Raw genomic sequence first — 17,566 nt, 5'->3', positions numbered from 1 at the left:
CCAAACCCCGCTGCCCCTGGACCAACGGCAAAGCCGAACGCTTCAACCGCACCCTGCAAACCGAGTTCGCCTACGCCCGAGCCTGGACCGGCAACGACCACCGCCTGGCCGCCCTGCCCAGCTGGGTCCACCACTACAACACACGACGCGCCCACACCGCCCTCGGCGGCCAGCCACCCATCACCCGACTGACCGCCTAGACATCAACAACGTCACGAATCAGTACACCTAGACCCTCAGGGCAGCCTGCGCCCGCAGACGAGGAGCAGCAGGTTCTGCGCCTCGTCGCGGACGGGCGTCCCCGCGCCGAACGTCCAGTCCAGGTCGGTGGCGACCAGCTCCCTGCCCTTCACGTCGGACTTGAAGTACCGGACGTGACCGGGCTTCACCCCGTCGAGCACGAGCCGCAGCCGGTCGAGCGGCACCTTCCGGTCGAGTCCGAGCGCGACCGTGACGTCCAGGCCGTGGATGACGTCGTGCGAGAGCGCGCCGACGGGCCCGCCGCCCGGTGGGGTCCAGGGGTGGTGGACGTTGGCCTTCAGGGTGTCGAGGAGCTGCCGCGGGGACAGTTGCGCGGCGTCCTGCCTGGCCATGCGGTCGGAGGCGCGGTTGAAGCTGCCGCCGGCTTTCAGCACCTCCTTGAGGATGCGGCCCGGTGAGCTGCGGTACGGGAGCGTCGTGTGGGCGATGACCTCCTTCACGCGCCAGCCTGCGCACAGGCTTGCGGAGTCCCACTGCTGCTGCGTGAGGGATTCGAGCAGTTCTGCCTGGTCGCGCCGTTCGGCGGCCACCACGTCCTTGATGTCCATGCACGTCGTACGGAAGGGACGACGAGAACTCATCGGTCCGCGTAGGGTCGTGCGCGTGATCGAGGCGCTGGAGCCGTTCCGGGTCGAGCTGACCGGCTACTGCTACCGCATGCTCGGCTCCGGTTTCGAGGCCGAGGACGCCGCGCAGGAGACGCTCGTGCGCGCGTGGAAGGCCTACGACAGCTTCGACGCCTCGCGCGCGTCGCTGCGCACGTGGCTGTACCGGATCGCGACCAACATCTGCATCGACATGCAGCGTTCTCCGCAACGGCGTGCGTTGGCCGTGGACCTGGGACCGGCCGGCGGGGAGCTCGGGGCGCCGTTGCACGAGCGGGTGTTCGTGCAGCCGGTGCCGGACCACAGGGTGTTGCCGGAGGACCAGGCGATCCGCAAGGAGACGGTGCGGCTGGCGTTCGTGGCGGCGTTGCAGCACCTGCCCGCACGGCAGCGCGCGGTGCTGATCCTGCGCGACGTGCTGGCGTGGCAGGCAGCGGAGGTGGCCGAGCTGCTGGACATCTCGGTCGCTGCGGCCAACAGCGCGCTGCAACGGGCGCGGGCGACGGTGCGCACCACCGATCCCGGTGAGGCGGTGGACCCGGCGGACGCGACGCAGAAGGAGCTGCTCCGCCGGTACTGCGATGCGTTCGAACGGCACGACATGCGCGCGTTGGTGGCGTTGTTGCACGAGGACGCCACGATGTCGATGCCGCCGTTCAGCTGGTGGATCCGCGGACGGGACGCCATGGCGGCGGTGCTGCAAGCGCCTGGTTCGCCGTGCGAGGGGGCGTGGCTGGTGCCGGTCGCGGCGAACGGGTCGCCGGCGTACTGGCAGCTGCGGCCGGGCCTGGACCGGCCGTTCGGGCTGGTGTTCCTCGACGTGCGCGACGGGCTGGTCACGGGTGCGTGCACGTATCTCAACGTCGAGGACTTCCTGCCGTTGTTCGATGCACCGATGAGTTCCGGCGCGCCGTCCCGTAGGTGAGTGGACGAAAGGAGCTCCCATGACGATCCAGCCCATCATCGTGACGCCGAACCCGGGGCCGATGCAGGCGTTCTACGAGCAGGTCTTCGGTGCGACCGAGGTGGCCAGGTACCCGGCGACCGGTGCGGTGTTCTCCACGACGCTGCGGCTCGGGGACGCCGAGCTCGGACTGGTGGCGGAGGACGCCGACCTGACCGCGGCCCCGCGCATCGTGCTGAGCGTGGGCGTCGAGGACGTCGACGCGCTGCTGCCCGTGGTCGAGGCCGCCGGCGGGCGGGTGCGGGGGCCGTCGAACGACATGCCGTGGGGGCAGCGGGTGGCGCACGTGTTCGATCCGGACGGAAACCCCGTGAACCTGACCCAGCAGCTCTGAGCACCTGATCGGCAGCCTTGCCCTCCTTGCTGCCGAAGGCGTCTGCAAGTACCGCCAACCCTTGATCGGATCGCCGCCAACTACCACCAACATGGTCGTCGCCGTCGAACCGGACCTGGATCTGCAGACGGCCAGCGGTGCTGTTGGTGGTAGCAAAGTGCTTGTCGATGTCGAGTTGGAGGTACTTACAGGCGCCTGGGCAGCAACGAGGGTGAGATGTACGCTGATCCGGCGTCGCGGGCGAACTCGTTGCGGCTCTACCGCGCGAACTTTGACCGTGGGCTGCACGATCCGGAGCTGGCCCCGTTGGCGAGGGTGTCGGAGCGGACGGCACTGGTGCTGGAGTGGCTGCGGTAGCCGGTGTCAGGCCGCTCCGACGAGGTCCCGGCGCTCGCCCTTCGCCGAGGATGCCGTCCGCCGGATTCGTCCCCACGGCTTGAACACCGACAGCACGTACGCGACCAGCAGCAACGTCGGTGCCACCACCACCGGGGGCAGCAGGCCGGACGGGAGCACCGCGGCCGGGTCACCGGCCAGCACGCGGGTGCCGATGCGGGCCGCCTCCTGCACTCCCGGTCGCAGGGCGAAGGCGATCAGCAGGCTCATGCCGACGTTCAGCACGAGCTTGACGGCCACCCACCAGTAGCGCACGAGCCCGTACTTGCTGCCCAGGCCGAGGACGGCGCCCGAGACCATGCACACGACGCTGGCGCCCAGCATCGGCCAGATCGCGAACATGTCCACTGCCTGGATGGCGATGCCCGCCGTGGTCGTGTCCGTTGTGGACAGGGCGATCACGATCAGGATGCCCAGTGCCAGGTCGATGCCGAGCCAGGCCGCTGCCGCCAGGACGTGCACGAGCAGCACGGCTTTGCGGGCACGGCCGCTGAGCTTGCGGGTGGTGGTCATCGCGGTGTGCTCCCTCGGTCGTGGTGTCGGCACCCACTCTCGCCGCTCGCAGCGACCGCATCATCCGCTCGTGCTCTGATCCCGTCTACGTCAGTTTGCGTACACCGGCCTCAGCCGGTCACGTCACTTGCGGGACCGCCAGCTGACCTTCGACGACCCGGCCTCCGGTGCGTCGCGCACGACCGTCCGCACCGGCAGCCCGAGGAACTCGCCGAACCGCCGGGTGTGCTCGGCCAGCGCGTCCACGTCGAAGCCGGGCAGCGGCCGCAGCTCCACGTCCACGGAGGTCTTCTTCAGCACCCGCTTCCACAGCCCGGCGATCTGGCCGTCCTCGACGATCGTCGCGTAGAACATGCCGTTGTAGGTGGAGATCGGGATCTCGTCGTAGCGGGTGAAGTACGCGGCGCGGTCCCGGTAGCCGATGACCAGCTCGTCGTAGGCGGGCAGCAGGTAGGTGCCGGTGGCCGGTTCGAGGTCCGGCGGCAGCCAGTACTCCTTGCCGTCGAAGGTCTCCCGCACCAGCTCGCCGCGCACCGGCTCCAGCCCGCGTACGGCTTGCTTGAGGCCGATGCCGGCCCAGTTCGCGAAGTCGGCGACGGTCGCCGGGCCGTGGCTGGTGAAGAACCGCTGCGCCAGCACGGCGAGCGCCTCGTCCCCGGCGAGCGACCGCTGGTGCGGCGCCCACTCCTCCAGCAGCACGAACGTCTGGTCCTTGCCGCGTGGCGGGCCGGGCACGACCAAGCCCTCCTGGGCGAGGTGGATGAACGTGAAGTAGCTCTGCTGCCGGTCGTCGGGGATGCCCACGCCCGCCATCAGCTCGATCATCTCGCGCCGGGTCAGGCACCCGCCGCCGCTGAGCGCGTTCACGAACGTCTTGCGCGCCAACGCCATCAGCTCGGGCGTCATCCGGTGGTACTGCCACGCCTTCGGAGTGAGCTTGGCGAGGTCGCGCGCGCCGAACAGGTCGAGCATCCAGCCGACGTCCTCGGCCAGCACGTAGTGGATCGTGCCGCGCATCAGCCAGGTGCGGACGATCTTCCCGGCGCGCAGCTCCTCCTCGACGTCGGCGCTCACCCCCGGTTCGGTGCGCAGGCCCAGTGCCCACAGCGACTGGCCGTAGTCCTGGGCCTGGACGGCACCGAGCGCGCGGACGGCGGCCTCGGCCGTGGCGTACGTGCCGATCCGCTGGTTGGCGAGGCGCAGTGCGGCGATGTCCACCGCGGCAGTGTGCGCCTCGCGGCTCCAGTCCCGCTCAAGCCGGCCAGGAGCCGGTGTAGCCCTCGGCCAGCAGCCGCCGTCCCGCCTCGGAGTCGACGATCGACTGCAGCTCCCCGAGCTGGCGGCGCACGTCGAACTCGGCCGCGCCGGGCAGCGTGTGCAGCATCGACGTCATCCAGTAGGAGAAGTGCTGTGCCTTCCACACCCGGCCCAGCGCGCGGGGCCCGTACTCGTCGAGCGCGTCGTCGTCGGCCTTGAGCAGTGCGCGTTCGATCACCTCGGCGAGCACCTTCACGTCGGCGAGCGCCAGGTTGAGGCCCTTGGCACCGGTCGGCGGAACGGTGTGCGCGGCGTCGCCGGCGAGCAGCAGCCTGCCGTGGCGCATGGGTTCCGCGACGAACGACCGGAACTTCAGCACGGTCCGCTCGGTGATCGGCCCCTCCTTGAGGGTGAAGCCGTCCGGCCCGGCGACGCGGGCCTGCAGCTCCTCCCAGATTCGCTCGTCCGACCACGCCGCCGCGTCGGTCTCGGGGTCGCACTGGAAGTACATGCGCTGGTGGGTCTCGGTGCGCTGGCTGATCAACGCGAACCCGCGCGGCGAGTGCGCGTAGACGAGCTCGGGCGCGCTCTTGGGTGCCTCGGTGATGATGCCGAACCAGGCGAAGGGGTACTCACGGAAGTAGTGCGTGCGCTCGACCTGCGGCACCTGGGCGCGACAGGTCGACCGCGACCCGTCGGCGCCGACGAGCAGGTCGCACCGCACCTCCTGGCGGACGCCGTCGCCGTCGGTGAAGCAGATCGCCGGCTCGTCGACGTCGACGGCCGTGTCGCGCACCCCGAACCGCACGTCGCCGCCGTCGCGTTCGCGGGCGTTCGCGAGGTCGACGAACACGTCGGTCTGCGGGTACAGCCACACCGACTCGCCCACCAGCGCCCGGAAGTCGACGCGGTGGCTCTCCCCGTTGAACCGCAGGTCGATGCCCTCGTGCGGGTGCCCCTCGCGCAGCACCCGGTCGGACACGCCGGAGTCGACGAGCAGCCGCGCGCTGTCGGCCTCCAGGATGCCGGCGCGGACGGTGTTCTCGATCTCCACGCGGGACCTGTTGTCGACGACGACGCTGTCGATCCCGTGCAGCGACAGCAGGTGCGACAACATCAGCCCGGCGGGCCCAGCGCCGACGATGCCGACCTGGGTGCGCGTCACGCTCACATCTCCTCCTGAAGGGCACGCCGCGCGACAGCGAACGCGTGGTTGGCCGACGGGACCCCGCAGTAGATCGCGCTCTGCAGCAGGACTTCCTTGATCTCCTCTGTGGACAGTCCGTTGCGCCGCGCTGCTTTCACGTGCATCGCGAGCTCGTCCCAGTGCCCCCTGGCGATGAGCGCGGTGAGCGTGATCGCGCTGCGCATCCGCCGGTCGAGCCCCGGCCGCGTCCACACCTCACCCCAGGCGTAGGTGGTGATGAACTGCTGGAAGTCGGCGGTGAACTCGTCCGGCGCCGACGCCCGGTCGACGTGGGCGTCACCGAGCACCTCCCGGCGCACCTTCATGCCGTCGTCGTAGCTCACTTCGCCCACTCCCCGGCCAGCACACCGGCCACCGCTCCCGGCTTCTCGACCGGCGGCAGGTGGCCGCAGTCCTCGATGACGTGGAACGACGCGGCGTTCAGCTGCTCCATCGCCTCGGGCGGCACCACGACGTCGTGCCGTCCGGCGATGGCGTGGACCGACCGTTCCACCTCCTCGGCCTGGAACCCGGCAAGTGCCTCGCAGGCCCAGGCGTAGGAGTCGTCGTCGACCTCGGTGAGGGCACGCAGCATGGCACCCGCCACGGCCGGTTCGCGGTCGATGAAGCCCGGCGCGAACCAGCGCCGTGAAGCGCCCTCGACCAGGACGGAGGTGCCCGCCCTGCGGACGAGCTCGGCGCGCTCGTGCCACATCATGGGGTCGCCGATCCTGGAGGCCGCGGCGATGCAGAAGACCTGGTCGAAGACACCTTTCGTGGCGAGCTCGAGCCCCACCGCGCCGCCGAAGGAGACGCCGGCGTAGGCGGTGGGGCGGTCTGGCGTGGGCCTTTCCAGTGCGTTTGCGATGTCCTGCACCGTGAACGGCCCGGTCGCGTTCTTGCCGTTGCCGTGGCCGGGCAGGTCCCAGCCGATCACCTCGACGTCGTCCAGCTGCTCGGCGCAGGTGCGCCAGAGCTGGGACACCGAGGAGCCCAGGGACGGGCCGACGATCAGCAGGCGCTGGGAGTTCTCGGTGCCGGCGAGGCGGGTCAGGGTGAGTTCAACCGCCATTGTTGTCAGACCCCTTTGAGATGATGGGAGTGGGGACTTGCGCGCCCCCTGGAGGGGGACCAGTCGGAATCGATTCGGCTGGGACCGCGATTGGTGGGGCGGCGTTTGCTGGGATGGCGTCCGCTGAGGCAGCGTCTATCGAGGCCGCGTCCGCTGGAGCTGCGCCCGCAGAGGTTGCGTCCGCCGGAGAAGCATCCGTTGGAGCTGCGCCCGCCGGAGCAGCGTTCGCTGGAGCCGCGCCTGTGGAGGCCACGTCCGCCGCGGCGTCCGCTTGAGCCGCGTCCGCCCGAGCCGCGTCCGCCCCGGCCGCATCCGCTGGAGCTGGCTCCGCCGAAGCCGCACTTGCAGCTACTGGTTCCGGTTCCGTTGGAGCCACGTTCGCCGACGCCGGTTCTGCCCCAGCCACGCCCGCTCCAACCGGGCCCGCTGAAGCCGCGCGCACCGACGCCGGCTCCGCTGCAGCCGCGCCCGCCCCAGCCACGCCCACCCCAGCACCGCCCACCGGCAACACTCCCAACGCCAGCGACTCCGCACACCGCCGCAGCACGTGATCGACGAACACCCCCGCAGCCCCGAGGTAGCCGCCCGGTTCCCCGTCACCACCCCGCTCAGCCAGCAGATCCGCGGCGACCTCCGCCACCCGCCGCGCCATCACCTCGGGGAACACCCGCAACCCCTCGGCCAGCTCCGCCGCCTGCGACGCCGCCACCACGGTCAGCTCCACCAGCCCCAGCAGCGCGGGCCACTCCGCGTGCCAAGCGCCGTCCGGTCGTTCGTCCACCGCCCGCGCGGCGCACAGGTGCAGCTGCGCGCCCAGCCCCGGCGCCCGCAGCGACGCGCTGTTCACCAGCACCGCGAGCACCGGGTTCTGCTTGTGCGGCATGGTCGACGACCCACCGCGACCCGCGACCGGGGCCTCGCGCACCTCGCCGATCTCTGGCCGGCCCAGCGTCAGCACGTCCGCCGCGAACACTCCGAGCGCGTCGGTCACCCGCACCAGTGCGTCGCCGATGCGCGTGATCGGTGCCCGCTGCGTGTGCCACGGCAGGCCCGGCCACTCCAGGTCCAGCTCACGCGCGAAAGCCGCGGCGGCCTCGACCGGGTCGGCCCGCAGCGCCGCCCGCGACAGCGTTCCGGCCGCTCCCCCGCACTGCACCGGGAACCGCACCCCCTCCAGGTCCGCGAGCGCGTCCAGCACGGAGTCCAGCCACCGGGCCGCCTTGAGCCCGAACGTGATCGGCACGGCGTGCTGCGTCAGCGTCCGCCCGGCCATCACCGAGGACCGGTGCTCGTCCGCGAGCCGTGCCAGTGCCGATGCCACCCGTACGAGGTCCGCCCGCACCCGCGCAACCGCGTCGCGTGCCAGCAGGACCAGCGCGGTGTCCAGGACGTCCTGGCTCGTCAGTCCCGTGTGGACCGGGGCCGGGACCCGTGAGCGCAGTGCGGTGACCAACGGCAGCACCGGGTTCCCGGCCGCCTCGACCTCGACGGGGTCCAGCTCGGGCGTCCAGTCCCGCAAGGCGGGCTCGATGTCGGAGCCGAGCACGCGCGCCCACGCGACCTCGACCCGCACCATCGCGCGGACGAGGTCGCTGTCCGCCCGGTGGGACCCCGGCAGCACGCGTCAGCTCCGGTGCCGGGGGAACGAGAAGAACACCGTCTCGTTCTCGCCCTGCAGGTGGATGTCGAACCGCAGCCCGCCGTCGTCCTCGCGCCGCGCCACGAGGCCGTCCACCGCGCCGTCGGTGCCGGGCAGGTAGATGCGCGTGAACAACCGGTCCAGCAGGCCGCGGGCGAACACCGCCACCGCGAAGAACGGCGCCGGGCCACCGGGTTCGACGGTGCTGAACCAGTAGCGGCCCGTCCGGTCGGTGCAGGACCGGCCCCAGCCGGTGAAGGCGGAGCCGCGGCGCCGCAGCGACCCCTCGCTCTCGGGTACGGCACCGGTGGCGTCGGCCTGACGGATCTCGATCATCGCGTCCGGCACCGGGGCGCCCGCGCCGTCGTGGACGTACCCGTGCAGCAGCACCGATCCCGCCGCGCCGAACGGCACCAGCTCGCTGTCACCGGGGTACGCCAGCGCGTGGTGGAAGAACGGCCCGACCGTCTGGCCGGGGGTCGCGCTAGTCATCGGAGGCCTCCAGGTGGGTGGCGTGGCTACCGGTCAACACGATGTCCCACCGGTAGCCGAGCAGCCACTCGTGCTCGGACAGCGAGTGGTCGTAGGAGGCGATGAGCCGGTCGAGGGCTGCGGGGTCGGTGATGGACTGCGCGATCGGGTCCAGCGCCAGCAGCTGGTCGCCGGGGAAGTACATCTGCGTGATCAGCCGCTGGGTGAAGTCCGTGCCGAACAGCGAGAAGTGGATGTGCGCCGGCCGCCAGGCGTTGTGGTGGTTGCGCCACGGGTACGGGCCCGGCTTGATCGTCGTGAAGTCGTACCAGCCGTCGTCGTCGGTGAGGCAGCGGCCGACGCCGGTGAAGTTCGGGTCGAGCGGCGCCGGGTGCAGGTCGCCCTGGTGGGAGTAGCGGCCGGAGGCGTTGGCCTGCCAGATCTCCACGAGCTGACGGCGCACCGGCCGCCCGTCCCCGTCGACGACCCGGCCGCGCACGCGGATGCGCTCCCCGATCGGTTCCCCGCCGCGCTGCACGGTCAGGTCGGCCTCGACCGGCGCCACGTCGGAGTGCCCGAAGACCGGCGCGACCAGCTCGACGCCCTCGGGGTCGGCGTGCCGCGGCTCCTTGGTCGGGTGGCGCAGCAGGGAGCTGCGGTAGGGCGGGTAGTCCAGCAGCGGCGCACCCCCCGGTGAGTCGGCCTTGATCTTCGCGATCTCGTCGCTGATCTCGTGCTGGCTGGTCGTCACCCACTGCACGCTAGAGATCAGCGGCGCTCGTAGTCGAGTCCGGCTTTCCACTCACCGGAAGCCGCTGCGGACTGCGCCGCCTCGTGACGGCCCCCGGTGGGCGGCCCGCTCAGTCGGTGCGGCAGGGCGCGCTGTTGAGCGTGAACGCCGTCGGCGCGCTGTTCGCCCCGGTCGCGGCGCCGTTGAAGCCGATCGAGATCGACCCGTTCGGTGTGATCAGCGCGGCGTAGTCGGCGTTGGTGGCGCTCACGACCGCGCCGTCCTGAACGTGGCTCGCGTTCCACATCTGACTCACCGTCTGGCCGTCGGTGAAGCGCCACCGCAACGTCCAGCCGTTGATCAGCACACCGCTGACGTTGCGCACGGTCACCTCGGCCTGGAACGCGCCGGGCCACCGGCTGGTCACCCGGTACGTCACCGCGCAGGGCGGCGGCGGCGGGGTCGTCGTGGAGGGTGCGGGAGGCGGCGGCGGGGCGACTGTCGCGCACTCCAGCGACCACAGGCCGATCTTGCCCTGGGCCGCGTCGCCCTCCGCCTGCGTCAACGGCCCACCGTCCACACCGGTCGTGCGCGCCACGCCGCTGCGCACCGCCAGCAACGCGTAGTCCGTGCCGTCCTCCAGCACCAGGCTGACCTCGCCAGGCGTGATGCTGCTGACCCGGACCTCCTTGTCCTGCAACGTCTTCCTGGCGAACTCCAGGGCCGCCTCGCCGCCGCAGCCGCTCGGTTCCGCGAGGTAGGAGATGCGCGCCTTCGTGCCGTCCGCGAGCTCGACCGTGCGCCCGTCGACGACCGCCACGACCCGGACCGGCGGCTGCTCGTCGCTCACCGACGAACGCGTGTTCGCCGGCGACGCCGCCGGGTGCGGAACGGACGCCACCTCTGCGGTGCAGGCGGCGGTGAGCAGGGCCAACAGCACCAGGAAGTGCTTTCGTGCTGCCATTGGACGACCGTATCGCTGCACGCTAGCCACGCAATCACCTGTTCGGACTTGATCGACTGTGGCGATCAGCCGTGGTCACAGCATTAGTTGCACCCCCGGTCGCCCGCCGTTCACCCCGTCTTGATGATCGGTGGACATGATCACGAGGTCCGCACCCCGCTGATGGAGGTCTGAAGTGCACACCCTGCAACCGCACTGGACTCACCGCCTGCTCGCCGCCTTCGCCGTCGTCGCCTCACTGCTGGTCTTCGCCACCCCTGCCGCCGACGCCCGCGTCTACCAGTCCTGCGGCATCTCCGGCTGCGCCGCGGCCCGCTCCGCCGACTCGATCTGGGAGTCGAAGGGCTATCCCTCGACCCGCGGCTGGAACAACTGGCCCGACGGCCGGTGCAACTTCGCCGGCGGCACCTACTACAACCGCGACGGCCAGCTGCCGGCCGGGCACCGCTACCAGGAGTTCGACGTGTACCCGCGGGCGGGCGGGGCGGCACGGGACGCGGCCCGGATCGTGGTGGACCGCACGAGCGGCCAGGTCTACTTCTCGCCGAACCACTACGCGGACTTCTACCTGGTGTACTGAGGTCCGTGCCGGGCGCTGCGGCGAACACCGCAGCGCCCGTTCGCAGGTGACCCACCCCACGTCCACGGACGTGGCGCAGCCCACTGCCCCACGGGAATCTCCCGGCCCGGTCGTCCGTTGTACAGGATGGTCGGTGCGGTCCGTGTCCCCCGGGCCTCATCTAACCGCCTTCGAGGATTACCGTCCGGCTGGAGCCTCGTTGTGCCTTTCGCCGAGAGGCGACCGCCGCACCGACCCCCGTACTCGCCTCCAGTCGTTCTCGAATCCCCCCGCGGCGACGGCTGGAGGCTGCCTCACCTACCTGCCCAGTGCGGTGAGCGCCTGCTTCAGGCACTCCTGCGCGGTGGCGGCGGCCGAGTCGACCACGAGGTGGTCCTCGGGCCAGTCCTCCCACAGGCCGCGCATGCGCTGCACGTGCTCCCACGGAACCGTTGCGCGCCAGCCGGGAATGCCGCGGTCGCGGCCTTCGACCCGTTGGCGGTGCACGGTTTCGTCGGAGCACACGCACTCGACGCCGGCGAACACGCCGCCGAGGCGTTCGGTGAGGGTGCGCAGGCGGGCGCGTTCTTCGCGTGTGTGGGCGGTGAGGTCGAGGACCACGTCCACGCCCAGCTGCACCTGCCGGGCCAGCAGGGCGGCGATGCTCGTGTCGACCACGTGCCAGGCGTTGTCGTCGGTCAGCACCTCGAACGGAACCAGGGCGCCGATCACCCAGTCCGCGGAGAACACCGGGGCGCGCAGGTGCCGGGCCAGGCCCTCGGCCAGGGTGCTCTTGCCGGCGCCCGGGATGCCCGCCACCAGCACGACCGTCGGCCGCGCGGTGGTCGGTGGCAGCGCCAGGTACCTCTCCAGTGCCCGTTCGGCGATCTCCCCCGGCGTCATGGAGCGACGCTATACCTCGATCCGCGCTCCCATGATCACTGTTCGCTCTCGGGGTAGACCGAAGTGCTCAGCGGCGTCCGCGGTGATGTACGAGGTGGCCACGAACAGGCGTTTGCGCCAGCCCGCCATCGTCGGTGCCGTGCCGCGTTGCAGCTCGATCTTCGACAGGAAGTACGAGGCGCGGTCGAGGTCCAGGGTGCCCTCGGTCTGCTCGGAGGTCAGCAACGCCAGCGCGGCCGGCACGTCCGGGGTCTCCATGTACCCGAAGCGCGCGCTCACGTGGATGATGCCGTCGTCGCCGTGCCCGAGGTCGTCCACGTCTACCCGGCGGTCGGACGGCACGCGCGGCACCGGTTCGGTCTCGATGGACACGATCAGCACGCGTTCGTGCAGCACCTGGTTGTGCTCCACGGTGGCGCGCAACGCCAGCGGGGCGGTCTGCTTGCCGCGGTTGAGGAACACCGCCGTGCCGGGGACGCGGACCAGCGACCGCTCGCGCAGCTCGTCGACGAACTCCTGCAGCGAGCCCTCGGCGTTCTGCCTGGCCTTCGTCACGATGGACCGGCCGCGCTGCCACGTCGTCATGACGGTGAACGCGGTCAGGGCGATCAGCAGCGGCAGCCACGCGCCGTGCAGCAACTTGGTCAGGTTCGCGGCGAGGAACAGCAGGTCCACGCCCAGCAGCACCACGCAGCCCAGTGCGATCGCCCACACGGGCGCACCGAACTTCCAGCGCGCGAGGAACAGGAACAGCGTCGTGGTGATGGTGATCGTGCCGGTGACCGCCATGCCGAACGCGAACGCCAGCGCCGCCGACGAGCGGAACGCGAACACCAGCGTCAGCACCGACACCATCAGCACCCAGTTGATCCACGGCACGTAGATCTGGCCGATCGTGGACTCCGAGGTGTGCGCGATCCGCAGCCGCGGCAGGTACCCGAGCTGCGCCGCCTGCGAGGCCACCGAGTAGGCGCCGGTGATCACCGCCTGTGACGCGATCACGGTCGCCGCCGTCGCGAGGACCACCATCGGCCACCGGCCCCACTCCGGCACCAGCAGGAAGAACGGGCCGCTGATGTTGGCCGGGTCGGCCAGGACCAGCGCACCTTGACCCATGTAGCTCAGCACGCACGCCGGGAACACGAGCAGCAGCCAGCCGCGGGCGATCGCGGGCCGCCCGAAGTGCCCCATGTCCGCGTAGAGCGCCTCGGCGCCGGTGACCGCGAGCACGACCGCGGCCAGCGCGAAGAACGCGATGTGGAAGTGCCCGAAGAAGAACCCGAGCGCGTACGTCGGTGACAACGCCTTGAGGATCTCCGGGTGGCTCGTGATGCCGACGACGCCCGCGGCGCCGATCGCCGTGAACCACGCGATCATCACCGGCCCGAAGACCCGGCCGACCACCGCCGTTCCCCTGCGCTGCACCAGGAACAGCCCGACGATGATCACCGCCGTGATCGGCACGACGAACTCGCCCAGCTCCGGCTCGACGATCTTCAGCCCCTCGACGGCGGACAGCACCGAGATCGCCGGGGTGATCATGCTGTCGCCGAAGAACAGGGCGGCGCCGAATATGCCGAACGCGGCGAGCGTGGCGGCGGCCTTGCGGCCCTGCTTCGACTTCCACCGGCGCAGCAGCGTGATGAGGGCCATGATGCCGCCCTCGCCGTCGTTGTGGACGCGCATCGCCAGCAGCACGTACGTGACGGTCACGATGATCGTGACCGACCAGAAGATCAGCGACACGACCCCGTAGACGTTGTTCGCGTCCACCGGCACCGGGTGCGGGTCGGCCGGGTTGAACACGGTCTGGATCGTGTAGATCGGGCTCGTGCCGATGTCGCCGAACACGACGCCGAGCGCCCCGACGACCACCGCGAGCCGTGCGGTGTCGTGCGCGAGCCCGGTGCGGGCCGCCACCTGTCGATCACTCACGAGCGGACGATAGCCGTGCGGACCACCGCCTGCCGAACAGAACTTTGACATACCCATACCCCCCTGGGGTATAAATGCGGTGAGCGCTCACCGCGCCCCCGGCAGCACGGCCGGCCGCGCGGTGGCCGGAGAAGGAGCGGGACGTGCACGGCTACACCGAGAACAAGGCTTCCCACCTGCGCCGCCTCAGGAGGATCGAGGGGCAGGTCCGCGGCCTTGCGCGGATGATCGAGAACGACGAGTACTGCATCGACGTGCTCACCCAGATCTCCGCAGCCACTCGGGCGTTGCAGGCGGTCTCACTGGGGCTGCTCGACGAGCACCTCAAGCACTGCGTGAGCCAGGCCATCGCCGAGGGCGGGACGACGGCCGACGCGAAGATCGCGGAGGCCGGCGACGCCATCGCACGCCTGGTTCGCTCCTGACCTGGAACGAGGAGAAACCATGAACGAGTCCGTCACCACCGCGTACACCGTCAAGGGCATGACCTGCGGCCACTGCGCCACCTCGGTCACCGAGGAGGTCAGCGCGATCGACGGCGTCGGCGCCGTGGCGGTCGACCTGCCGACCGGACAGGTCACGGTCACCAGCAGCGCGCCGCTCGCCCTCGACGACGTGCGCGCGGCCGTCACCGAGGCCGGCTACGAGCTGGTGGCCTGATGAGGACCGGGTACGGGGTCGCCGCGTACGGGCTGGCGCTGGCCGCCGTGTTCGGCGGCACCTGGGCAGCGGGCGCGGCGACCGGCACCACACCGCCACCGCCGGAACCGGCGACGGCGCACACCGGCGACGGCACGGACGCCGCCGGTCACGGCAACACCCACGGCAACACCCACGGCAACACCCACGGCGACACGGGTGAGAAGGCACCCGGCGCCGTCCCGCCCGGACTGTCCGTCTCGGACAGCGGGTACACCCTGGTGACGGGTGACCGGAGCTTCCGGATCACCGGGCCGGACGGCAAGCCGGTCACGCGGTTCGCGGTCGAGCACGAGAAGCGGCTGCACCTGGTCGCGGTGCGCCGCGACGGGTCCGGGTTCCGGCACGTGCACCCGGAGATGGCGGCGGACGGCACGTGGTCGTGGCCGCTGCAGCTCACCGAGCCGGGCAGCTACCGCGTGTTCGCCGACTTCCGGCCGGAGGGCGGGCCGAAGCTGACGCTGGGCACGGACGTGCAGGTCGCGGGCGACTACCAGCCGAAGCGGTACCACCACGACAGCAGGACGTTCACGGTCGACGGGTACGAGGTAACCCTGGACGGGACGCTCACCGCGGGTGCGGCGTCCGCGGTGGCCGTCACGGTCGTGAAGGACGGGCGGCCGGTCACCGACCTGCAGCCCTACCTCGGGGCCAGGGGCCACCTGGTCGCGCTGCGGGCCGCGGACCTCGCGTACCTGCACGTGCACCCGGAGGACGGGGAGCGGGTGAGGTTCGCGGTGGAGGTGCCGACGGCCGGGACGTACCGGCTGTTCCTGGACTTCCGGCACGACGGCGTGGTCCGCACCGCCGAGTTCACGATCACGACGGGAGAGGGGGACGGCCATGACCACGGCAACTGAGGCGAACCGGATCGAGCTCTCGATCGGTGGCATGACCTGCGCCTCCTGCGCCGCGCGGATCGAGCGCAAGCTCAACAGGCTCGACGGCGTGCAGGCCTCGGTCAACTACGCGACCGAGAAGGCGCGGGTCAGCTACCCGGACGGGTGCACGCCCGCCGACCTGGTGAAGGTCGTCGAGGCCACCGGGTACACCGCGGAGCTGCCCGCTGCTCCCGCGGACGCGGAGCCGGCCGAGGCGGTGGACCAGCTGGCGCCGCTGCGGCAGCGGCTGGTCACCTCGACCGTGCTGACCGTGCCGGTGGTCGTGCTCGCGATGGTCCCCGCGCTGCAGTTCACCTACTGGCAGTGGCTGTCGCTCGCGCTGGCCGGTCCGGTCGCGGTGTACGCGGCCTGGCCGTTCCACAAGGCGGCGTGGACGAACCTGCGGCACGGCGCGGCGACGATGGACACGTTGATCTCGATCGGCGTGGTCGCGGCGTTCCTGTGGTCGCTGTACGCGTTGTTCCTCGGCACCGCCGGTGTTCCCGGCATGACGCACCCGTTCACGTTCACCGTCGAACGCACCTCGGGTGCGGGCAACATCTACCTCGAGGTCGCGGCGGGCGTCACGACGTTCATCCTGGCCGGCCGCTACTTCGAGGCCCGCTCGAAGCGGCGGGCGGGTGCGGCGCTGAGGGCGCTGCTGGAGCTCGGCGCGAAGGACGTCGCGGTGCTGCGCGACGGCCGCGAGGTCCGCGTCCCCACCGACGAGCTGCGGGCCGGTGACCGGTTCGTGGTGCGGCCCGGCGAGAAGATCGCCACCGACGGCGTCGTCGAGGAGGGCAGCTCCGCGGTCGACGCGAGCATGCTCACCGGTGAGTCCGTGCCGGTCGAGGTGCGCCCCGGTGACGCGGTGGTCGGCGCCACGGTCAACGCGGGCGGGCGGCTGGTCGTGCGGGCCACCCGCATCGGCGCGGACACGCAGCTCGCGCAGATGGCGAGGCTGGTCGAGGACGCGCAGAACGGCAAGGCCGAGGTGCAGCGGCTCGCGGACCGGATCTCGGCGGTGTTCGTGCCGATCGTGATCGCGCTGGCCGTGGGCACGCTGGGCTTCTGGCTCGGCACGGGCGGCGGCACCGGTGCGGCGTTCACCGCGGCGGTGGCGGTGCTGATCATCGCCTGCCCGTGCGCGCTGGGCCTGGCCACGCCGACCGCGCTGCTCGTCGGCACCGGTCGCGGCGCCCAGCTCGGCATCCTCATCAAGGGACCGGAGGTGCTGGAGTCGACCCGGCGGGTGGACACGGTGGTGCTGGACAAGACCGGCACCGTCACGACCGGCCGGATGAGCCTGGTGGGCGTGCACGTCGCGGACGGCGAGACCGAGGAGCAGGTGCTGCGGCTGGCCGGAGCGCTGGAGCACGCCTCGGAGCACCCGATCGCGAAGGCCATCGCCGTCGCCGCCGGTGACGTGCCCGCCGTCGAGGACTTCCGCAACCTGGAGGGCCTCGGGGTCCAGGGCGTCGTGGACGGGCACGCGGTGCTGGTCGGGCGGTCGCGCCTGCTCGGCGACCGGAGCGTGCGGGTGCCGTCGTCGCTGGCCGACGCCCGGCGCGAGGCCGAGCAGCAGGGCCGCACGGCGGTGCTGGTGGCGTGGGACGGCGAGGCGCGCGGCGTGCTGGTGGTCGCGGACACCGTGAAGCCCACCTCCGCCGCGGCGATCAGGGGCCTGCGCGCGCTCGGGCTGCGGCCGGTGCTGCTGACCGGCGACAACGAGGCCGCGGCCCGTGCCGTGGCGGCCGAGGTGGGCATCGACGAGGTCGTCGCCGAGGTGCTGCCCGCCGACAAGGTCGACGTCGTGAAGAGGTTGCAGGACGAGGGCCGCGTCGTGGCGATGGTCGGCGACGGCGTGAACGACGCCGCCGCCCTCGCCCAAGCCGACCTGGGGCTTGCGATGGGCACCGGCACGGACGCGGCGATCGAGGCCGCCGACCTCACGCTGGTCCGCGGCGACCTGACCGCCGCCGTGGACGCGATCCGGTTGTCGCGGCGCACGCTCAGCACGATCAAGGGCAACCTGTTCTGGGCGTTCGCCTACAACGTCGCGGCACTGCCGCTGGCGGCGTTGGGCCTGCTCAACCCCATGATCGCGGGCGGGGCGATGGCGTTCTCGTCGGTGTTCGTGGTGAGCAACAGCCTGCGGTTGCGCCGGTTCGCGTAGCCTGGGAACCGCCGAACGAGT

General features: G+C 71.4%; 21 protein-coding genes. 9 read left to right on the top strand and 12 right to left on the bottom strand.

What is annotated here, in order from left to right; translation table 11 throughout:
* Window positions 1-200: integrase core domain-containing protein (locus tag ACZ7CH_RS08575; protein WP_470373455.1), on the top strand; the 200-nt coding region annotated here is incomplete at its 5' end.
* A 36-nt stretch (window positions 201-236) separates the two neighbouring features.
* Here ACZ7CH_RS08575 and ACZ7CH_RS08570 read toward each other — a convergent pair.
* Window positions 237-809 carry a maleylpyruvate isomerase family mycothiol-dependent enzyme gene (locus tag ACZ7CH_RS08570; RefSeq protein ID WP_360387948.1) on the bottom strand — a complete coding sequence of 191 codons (573 nt, stop codon included), beginning with the start codon at window positions 807-809 and terminating at the stop codon, window positions 237-239.
* A gap of 55 nt (window positions 810-864) precedes the next feature.
* Here ACZ7CH_RS08570 and ACZ7CH_RS08565 point away from each other — a divergent pair, with 55 nt between their 5' ends.
* The 3 genes from ACZ7CH_RS08565 to ACZ7CH_RS08555 all read left to right on the top strand — a co-directional run bounded on the left by ACZ7CH_RS08565 (window position 865) and on the right by ACZ7CH_RS08555 (window position 2,521).
* Complete coding sequence (locus ACZ7CH_RS08565; RefSeq protein ID WP_470373454.1) at window positions 865-1,791, top strand: RNA polymerase subunit sigma-70; 927 nt, start codon at window positions 865-867, stop codon at window positions 1,789-1,791.
* Between the two features lie 19 nt (window positions 1,792-1,810).
* Window positions 1,811-2,164: a VOC family protein gene (locus ACZ7CH_RS08560; RefSeq protein ID WP_470373453.1), complete on the top strand. Its 354-nt coding sequence runs from the start codon at window positions 1,811-1,813 to the stop codon at window positions 2,162-2,164.
* A 216-nt stretch (window positions 2,165-2,380) separates the two neighbouring features.
* Complete coding sequence (locus ACZ7CH_RS08555; protein ID WP_360387941.1) at window positions 2,381-2,521, top strand: hypothetical protein; 141 nt, start codon at window positions 2,381-2,383, stop codon at window positions 2,519-2,521.
* Window positions 2,522-2,527: 6 nt separating this feature from the next.
* On the opposite strand, the gene ACZ7CH_RS08550 is transcribed toward ACZ7CH_RS08555, so the two are convergent.
* The 9 genes from ACZ7CH_RS08550 to ACZ7CH_RS08510 all read right to left on the bottom strand — a co-directional run bounded on the left by ACZ7CH_RS08550 (window position 2,528) and on the right by ACZ7CH_RS08510 (window position 10,392).
* Window positions 2,528-3,073, bottom strand: a complete 546-nt coding sequence (locus ACZ7CH_RS08550; protein ID WP_360387939.1) for a hypothetical protein — start codon at window positions 3,071-3,073, stop codon at window positions 2,528-2,530.
* A gap of 123 nt (window positions 3,074-3,196) precedes the next feature.
* The gene (locus tag ACZ7CH_RS08545; RefSeq protein ID WP_470373452.1) at window positions 3,197-4,291 is read right to left on the bottom strand and encodes a winged helix DNA-binding domain-containing protein; all 1,095 of its coding nucleotides are present in this window, start codon (window positions 4,289-4,291) and stop codon (window positions 3,197-3,199) included.
* Between the two features lie 34 nt (window positions 4,292-4,325).
* Window positions 4,326-5,501: a 4-hydroxybenzoate 3-monooxygenase gene (locus ACZ7CH_RS08540; protein WP_470373451.1), complete on the bottom strand. Its 1,176-nt coding sequence runs from the start codon at window positions 5,499-5,501 to the stop codon at window positions 4,326-4,328.
* A complete protein-coding gene (gene pcaC, locus ACZ7CH_RS08535; protein ID WP_360388376.1) occupies window positions 5,498-5,842 on the bottom strand; it encodes a 4-carboxymuconolactone decarboxylase in 345 nt (114 codons plus the stop codon). The genes ACZ7CH_RS08540 and pcaC overlap by 4 nt, the downstream gene beginning before the upstream one ends.
* A gap of 14 nt (window positions 5,843-5,856) precedes the next feature.
* Complete coding sequence (locus ACZ7CH_RS08530; RefSeq protein WP_470373450.1) at window positions 5,857-6,588, bottom strand: alpha/beta fold hydrolase; 732 nt, start codon at window positions 6,586-6,588, stop codon at window positions 5,857-5,859.
* Window positions 6,578-8,209, bottom strand: a complete 1,632-nt coding sequence (locus tag ACZ7CH_RS08525) for a lyase family protein (protein ID WP_470373449.1) — start codon at window positions 8,207-8,209, stop codon at window positions 6,578-6,580. The genes ACZ7CH_RS08530 and ACZ7CH_RS08525 overlap by 11 nt, the downstream gene beginning before the upstream one ends.
* A gap of 3 nt (window positions 8,210-8,212) precedes the next feature.
* Window positions 8,213-8,719: a protocatechuate 3,4-dioxygenase subunit alpha gene (gene pcaG, locus ACZ7CH_RS08520; RefSeq protein WP_470373448.1), complete on the bottom strand. Its 507-nt coding sequence runs from the start codon at window positions 8,717-8,719 to the stop codon at window positions 8,213-8,215.
* Window positions 8,712-9,449 carry a protocatechuate 3,4-dioxygenase subunit beta gene (gene pcaH, locus ACZ7CH_RS08515; RefSeq protein ID WP_470373447.1) on the bottom strand — a complete coding sequence of 246 codons (738 nt, stop codon included), beginning with the start codon at window positions 9,447-9,449 and terminating at the stop codon, window positions 8,712-8,714. The genes pcaG and pcaH overlap by 8 nt, the downstream gene beginning before the upstream one ends.
* A 109-nt stretch (window positions 9,450-9,558) precedes the next feature.
* Complete coding sequence (locus ACZ7CH_RS08510; protein ID WP_470373446.1) at window positions 9,559-10,392, bottom strand: cellulose binding domain-containing protein; 834 nt, start codon at window positions 10,390-10,392, stop codon at window positions 9,559-9,561.
* Between the two features lie 175 nt (window positions 10,393-10,567).
* Between ACZ7CH_RS08510 and ACZ7CH_RS08505 the strand changes: the two genes are divergently transcribed.
* On the top strand, window positions 10,568-10,972 hold the full coding sequence (locus ACZ7CH_RS08505; RefSeq protein WP_470373445.1) for a ribonuclease domain-containing protein: 405 nt from the start codon (window positions 10,568-10,570) through the stop codon (window positions 10,970-10,972).
* Between the two features lie 297 nt (window positions 10,973-11,269).
* Here the strand turns inward: ACZ7CH_RS08505 and ACZ7CH_RS08500 are convergent, their stop codons facing one another.
* Window positions 11,270-11,854, bottom strand: coding sequence for a P-loop nucleotide/nucleoside kinase family protein (locus tag ACZ7CH_RS08500; RefSeq protein ID WP_360387917.1), 585 nt, complete (start codon window positions 11,852-11,854; stop codon window positions 11,270-11,272).
* A gap of 9 nt (window positions 11,855-11,863) precedes the next feature.
* Window positions 11,864-13,789, bottom strand: a complete 1,926-nt coding sequence (locus ACZ7CH_RS08495) for a potassium transporter Kup (RefSeq protein WP_470373444.1) — start codon at window positions 13,787-13,789, stop codon at window positions 11,864-11,866.
* A 143-nt stretch (window positions 13,790-13,932) separates the two neighbouring features.
* Here ACZ7CH_RS08495 and ACZ7CH_RS08490 point away from each other — a divergent pair, with 143 nt between their 5' ends.
* Genes ACZ7CH_RS08490 through ACZ7CH_RS08475 form a run of 4 tightly spaced genes read left to right on the top strand, consistent with a single transcriptional unit; the run spans window position 13,933 to window position 17,545 of the window.
* Window positions 13,933-14,214 (top strand): metal-sensitive transcriptional regulator, encoded by a 282-nt coding sequence (locus tag ACZ7CH_RS08490; RefSeq protein ID WP_470373443.1) that lies wholly within the window; start codon window positions 13,933-13,935, stop codon window positions 14,212-14,214.
* Between the two features lie 19 nt (window positions 14,215-14,233).
* Entirely contained in the window at window positions 14,234-14,449 is a 216-nt protein-coding gene (locus ACZ7CH_RS08485) for a heavy-metal-associated domain-containing protein (RefSeq protein ID WP_360387909.1), read from the top strand.
* Window positions 14,449-15,348 carry a hypothetical protein gene (locus tag ACZ7CH_RS08480; RefSeq protein ID WP_470373442.1) on the top strand — a complete coding sequence of 300 codons (900 nt, stop codon included), beginning with the start codon at window positions 14,449-14,451 and terminating at the stop codon, window positions 15,346-15,348. Before ACZ7CH_RS08485 ends, ACZ7CH_RS08480 begins: the two co-directional genes overlap by 1 nt.
* Entirely contained in the window at window positions 15,332-17,545 is a 2,214-nt protein-coding gene (locus tag ACZ7CH_RS08475; protein WP_470373441.1) for a heavy metal translocating P-type ATPase, read from the top strand. Before ACZ7CH_RS08480 ends, ACZ7CH_RS08475 begins: the two co-directional genes overlap by 17 nt.
* Window positions 17,546-17,566 lie beyond the last annotated feature (21 nt).

This window comes from Lentzea sp. NPDC037011 (genome assembly GCF_055607425.1).
Note: the sequence above shows the minus strand (reverse complement) of the source record. Positions and strands in the feature narration are given on the sequence as shown.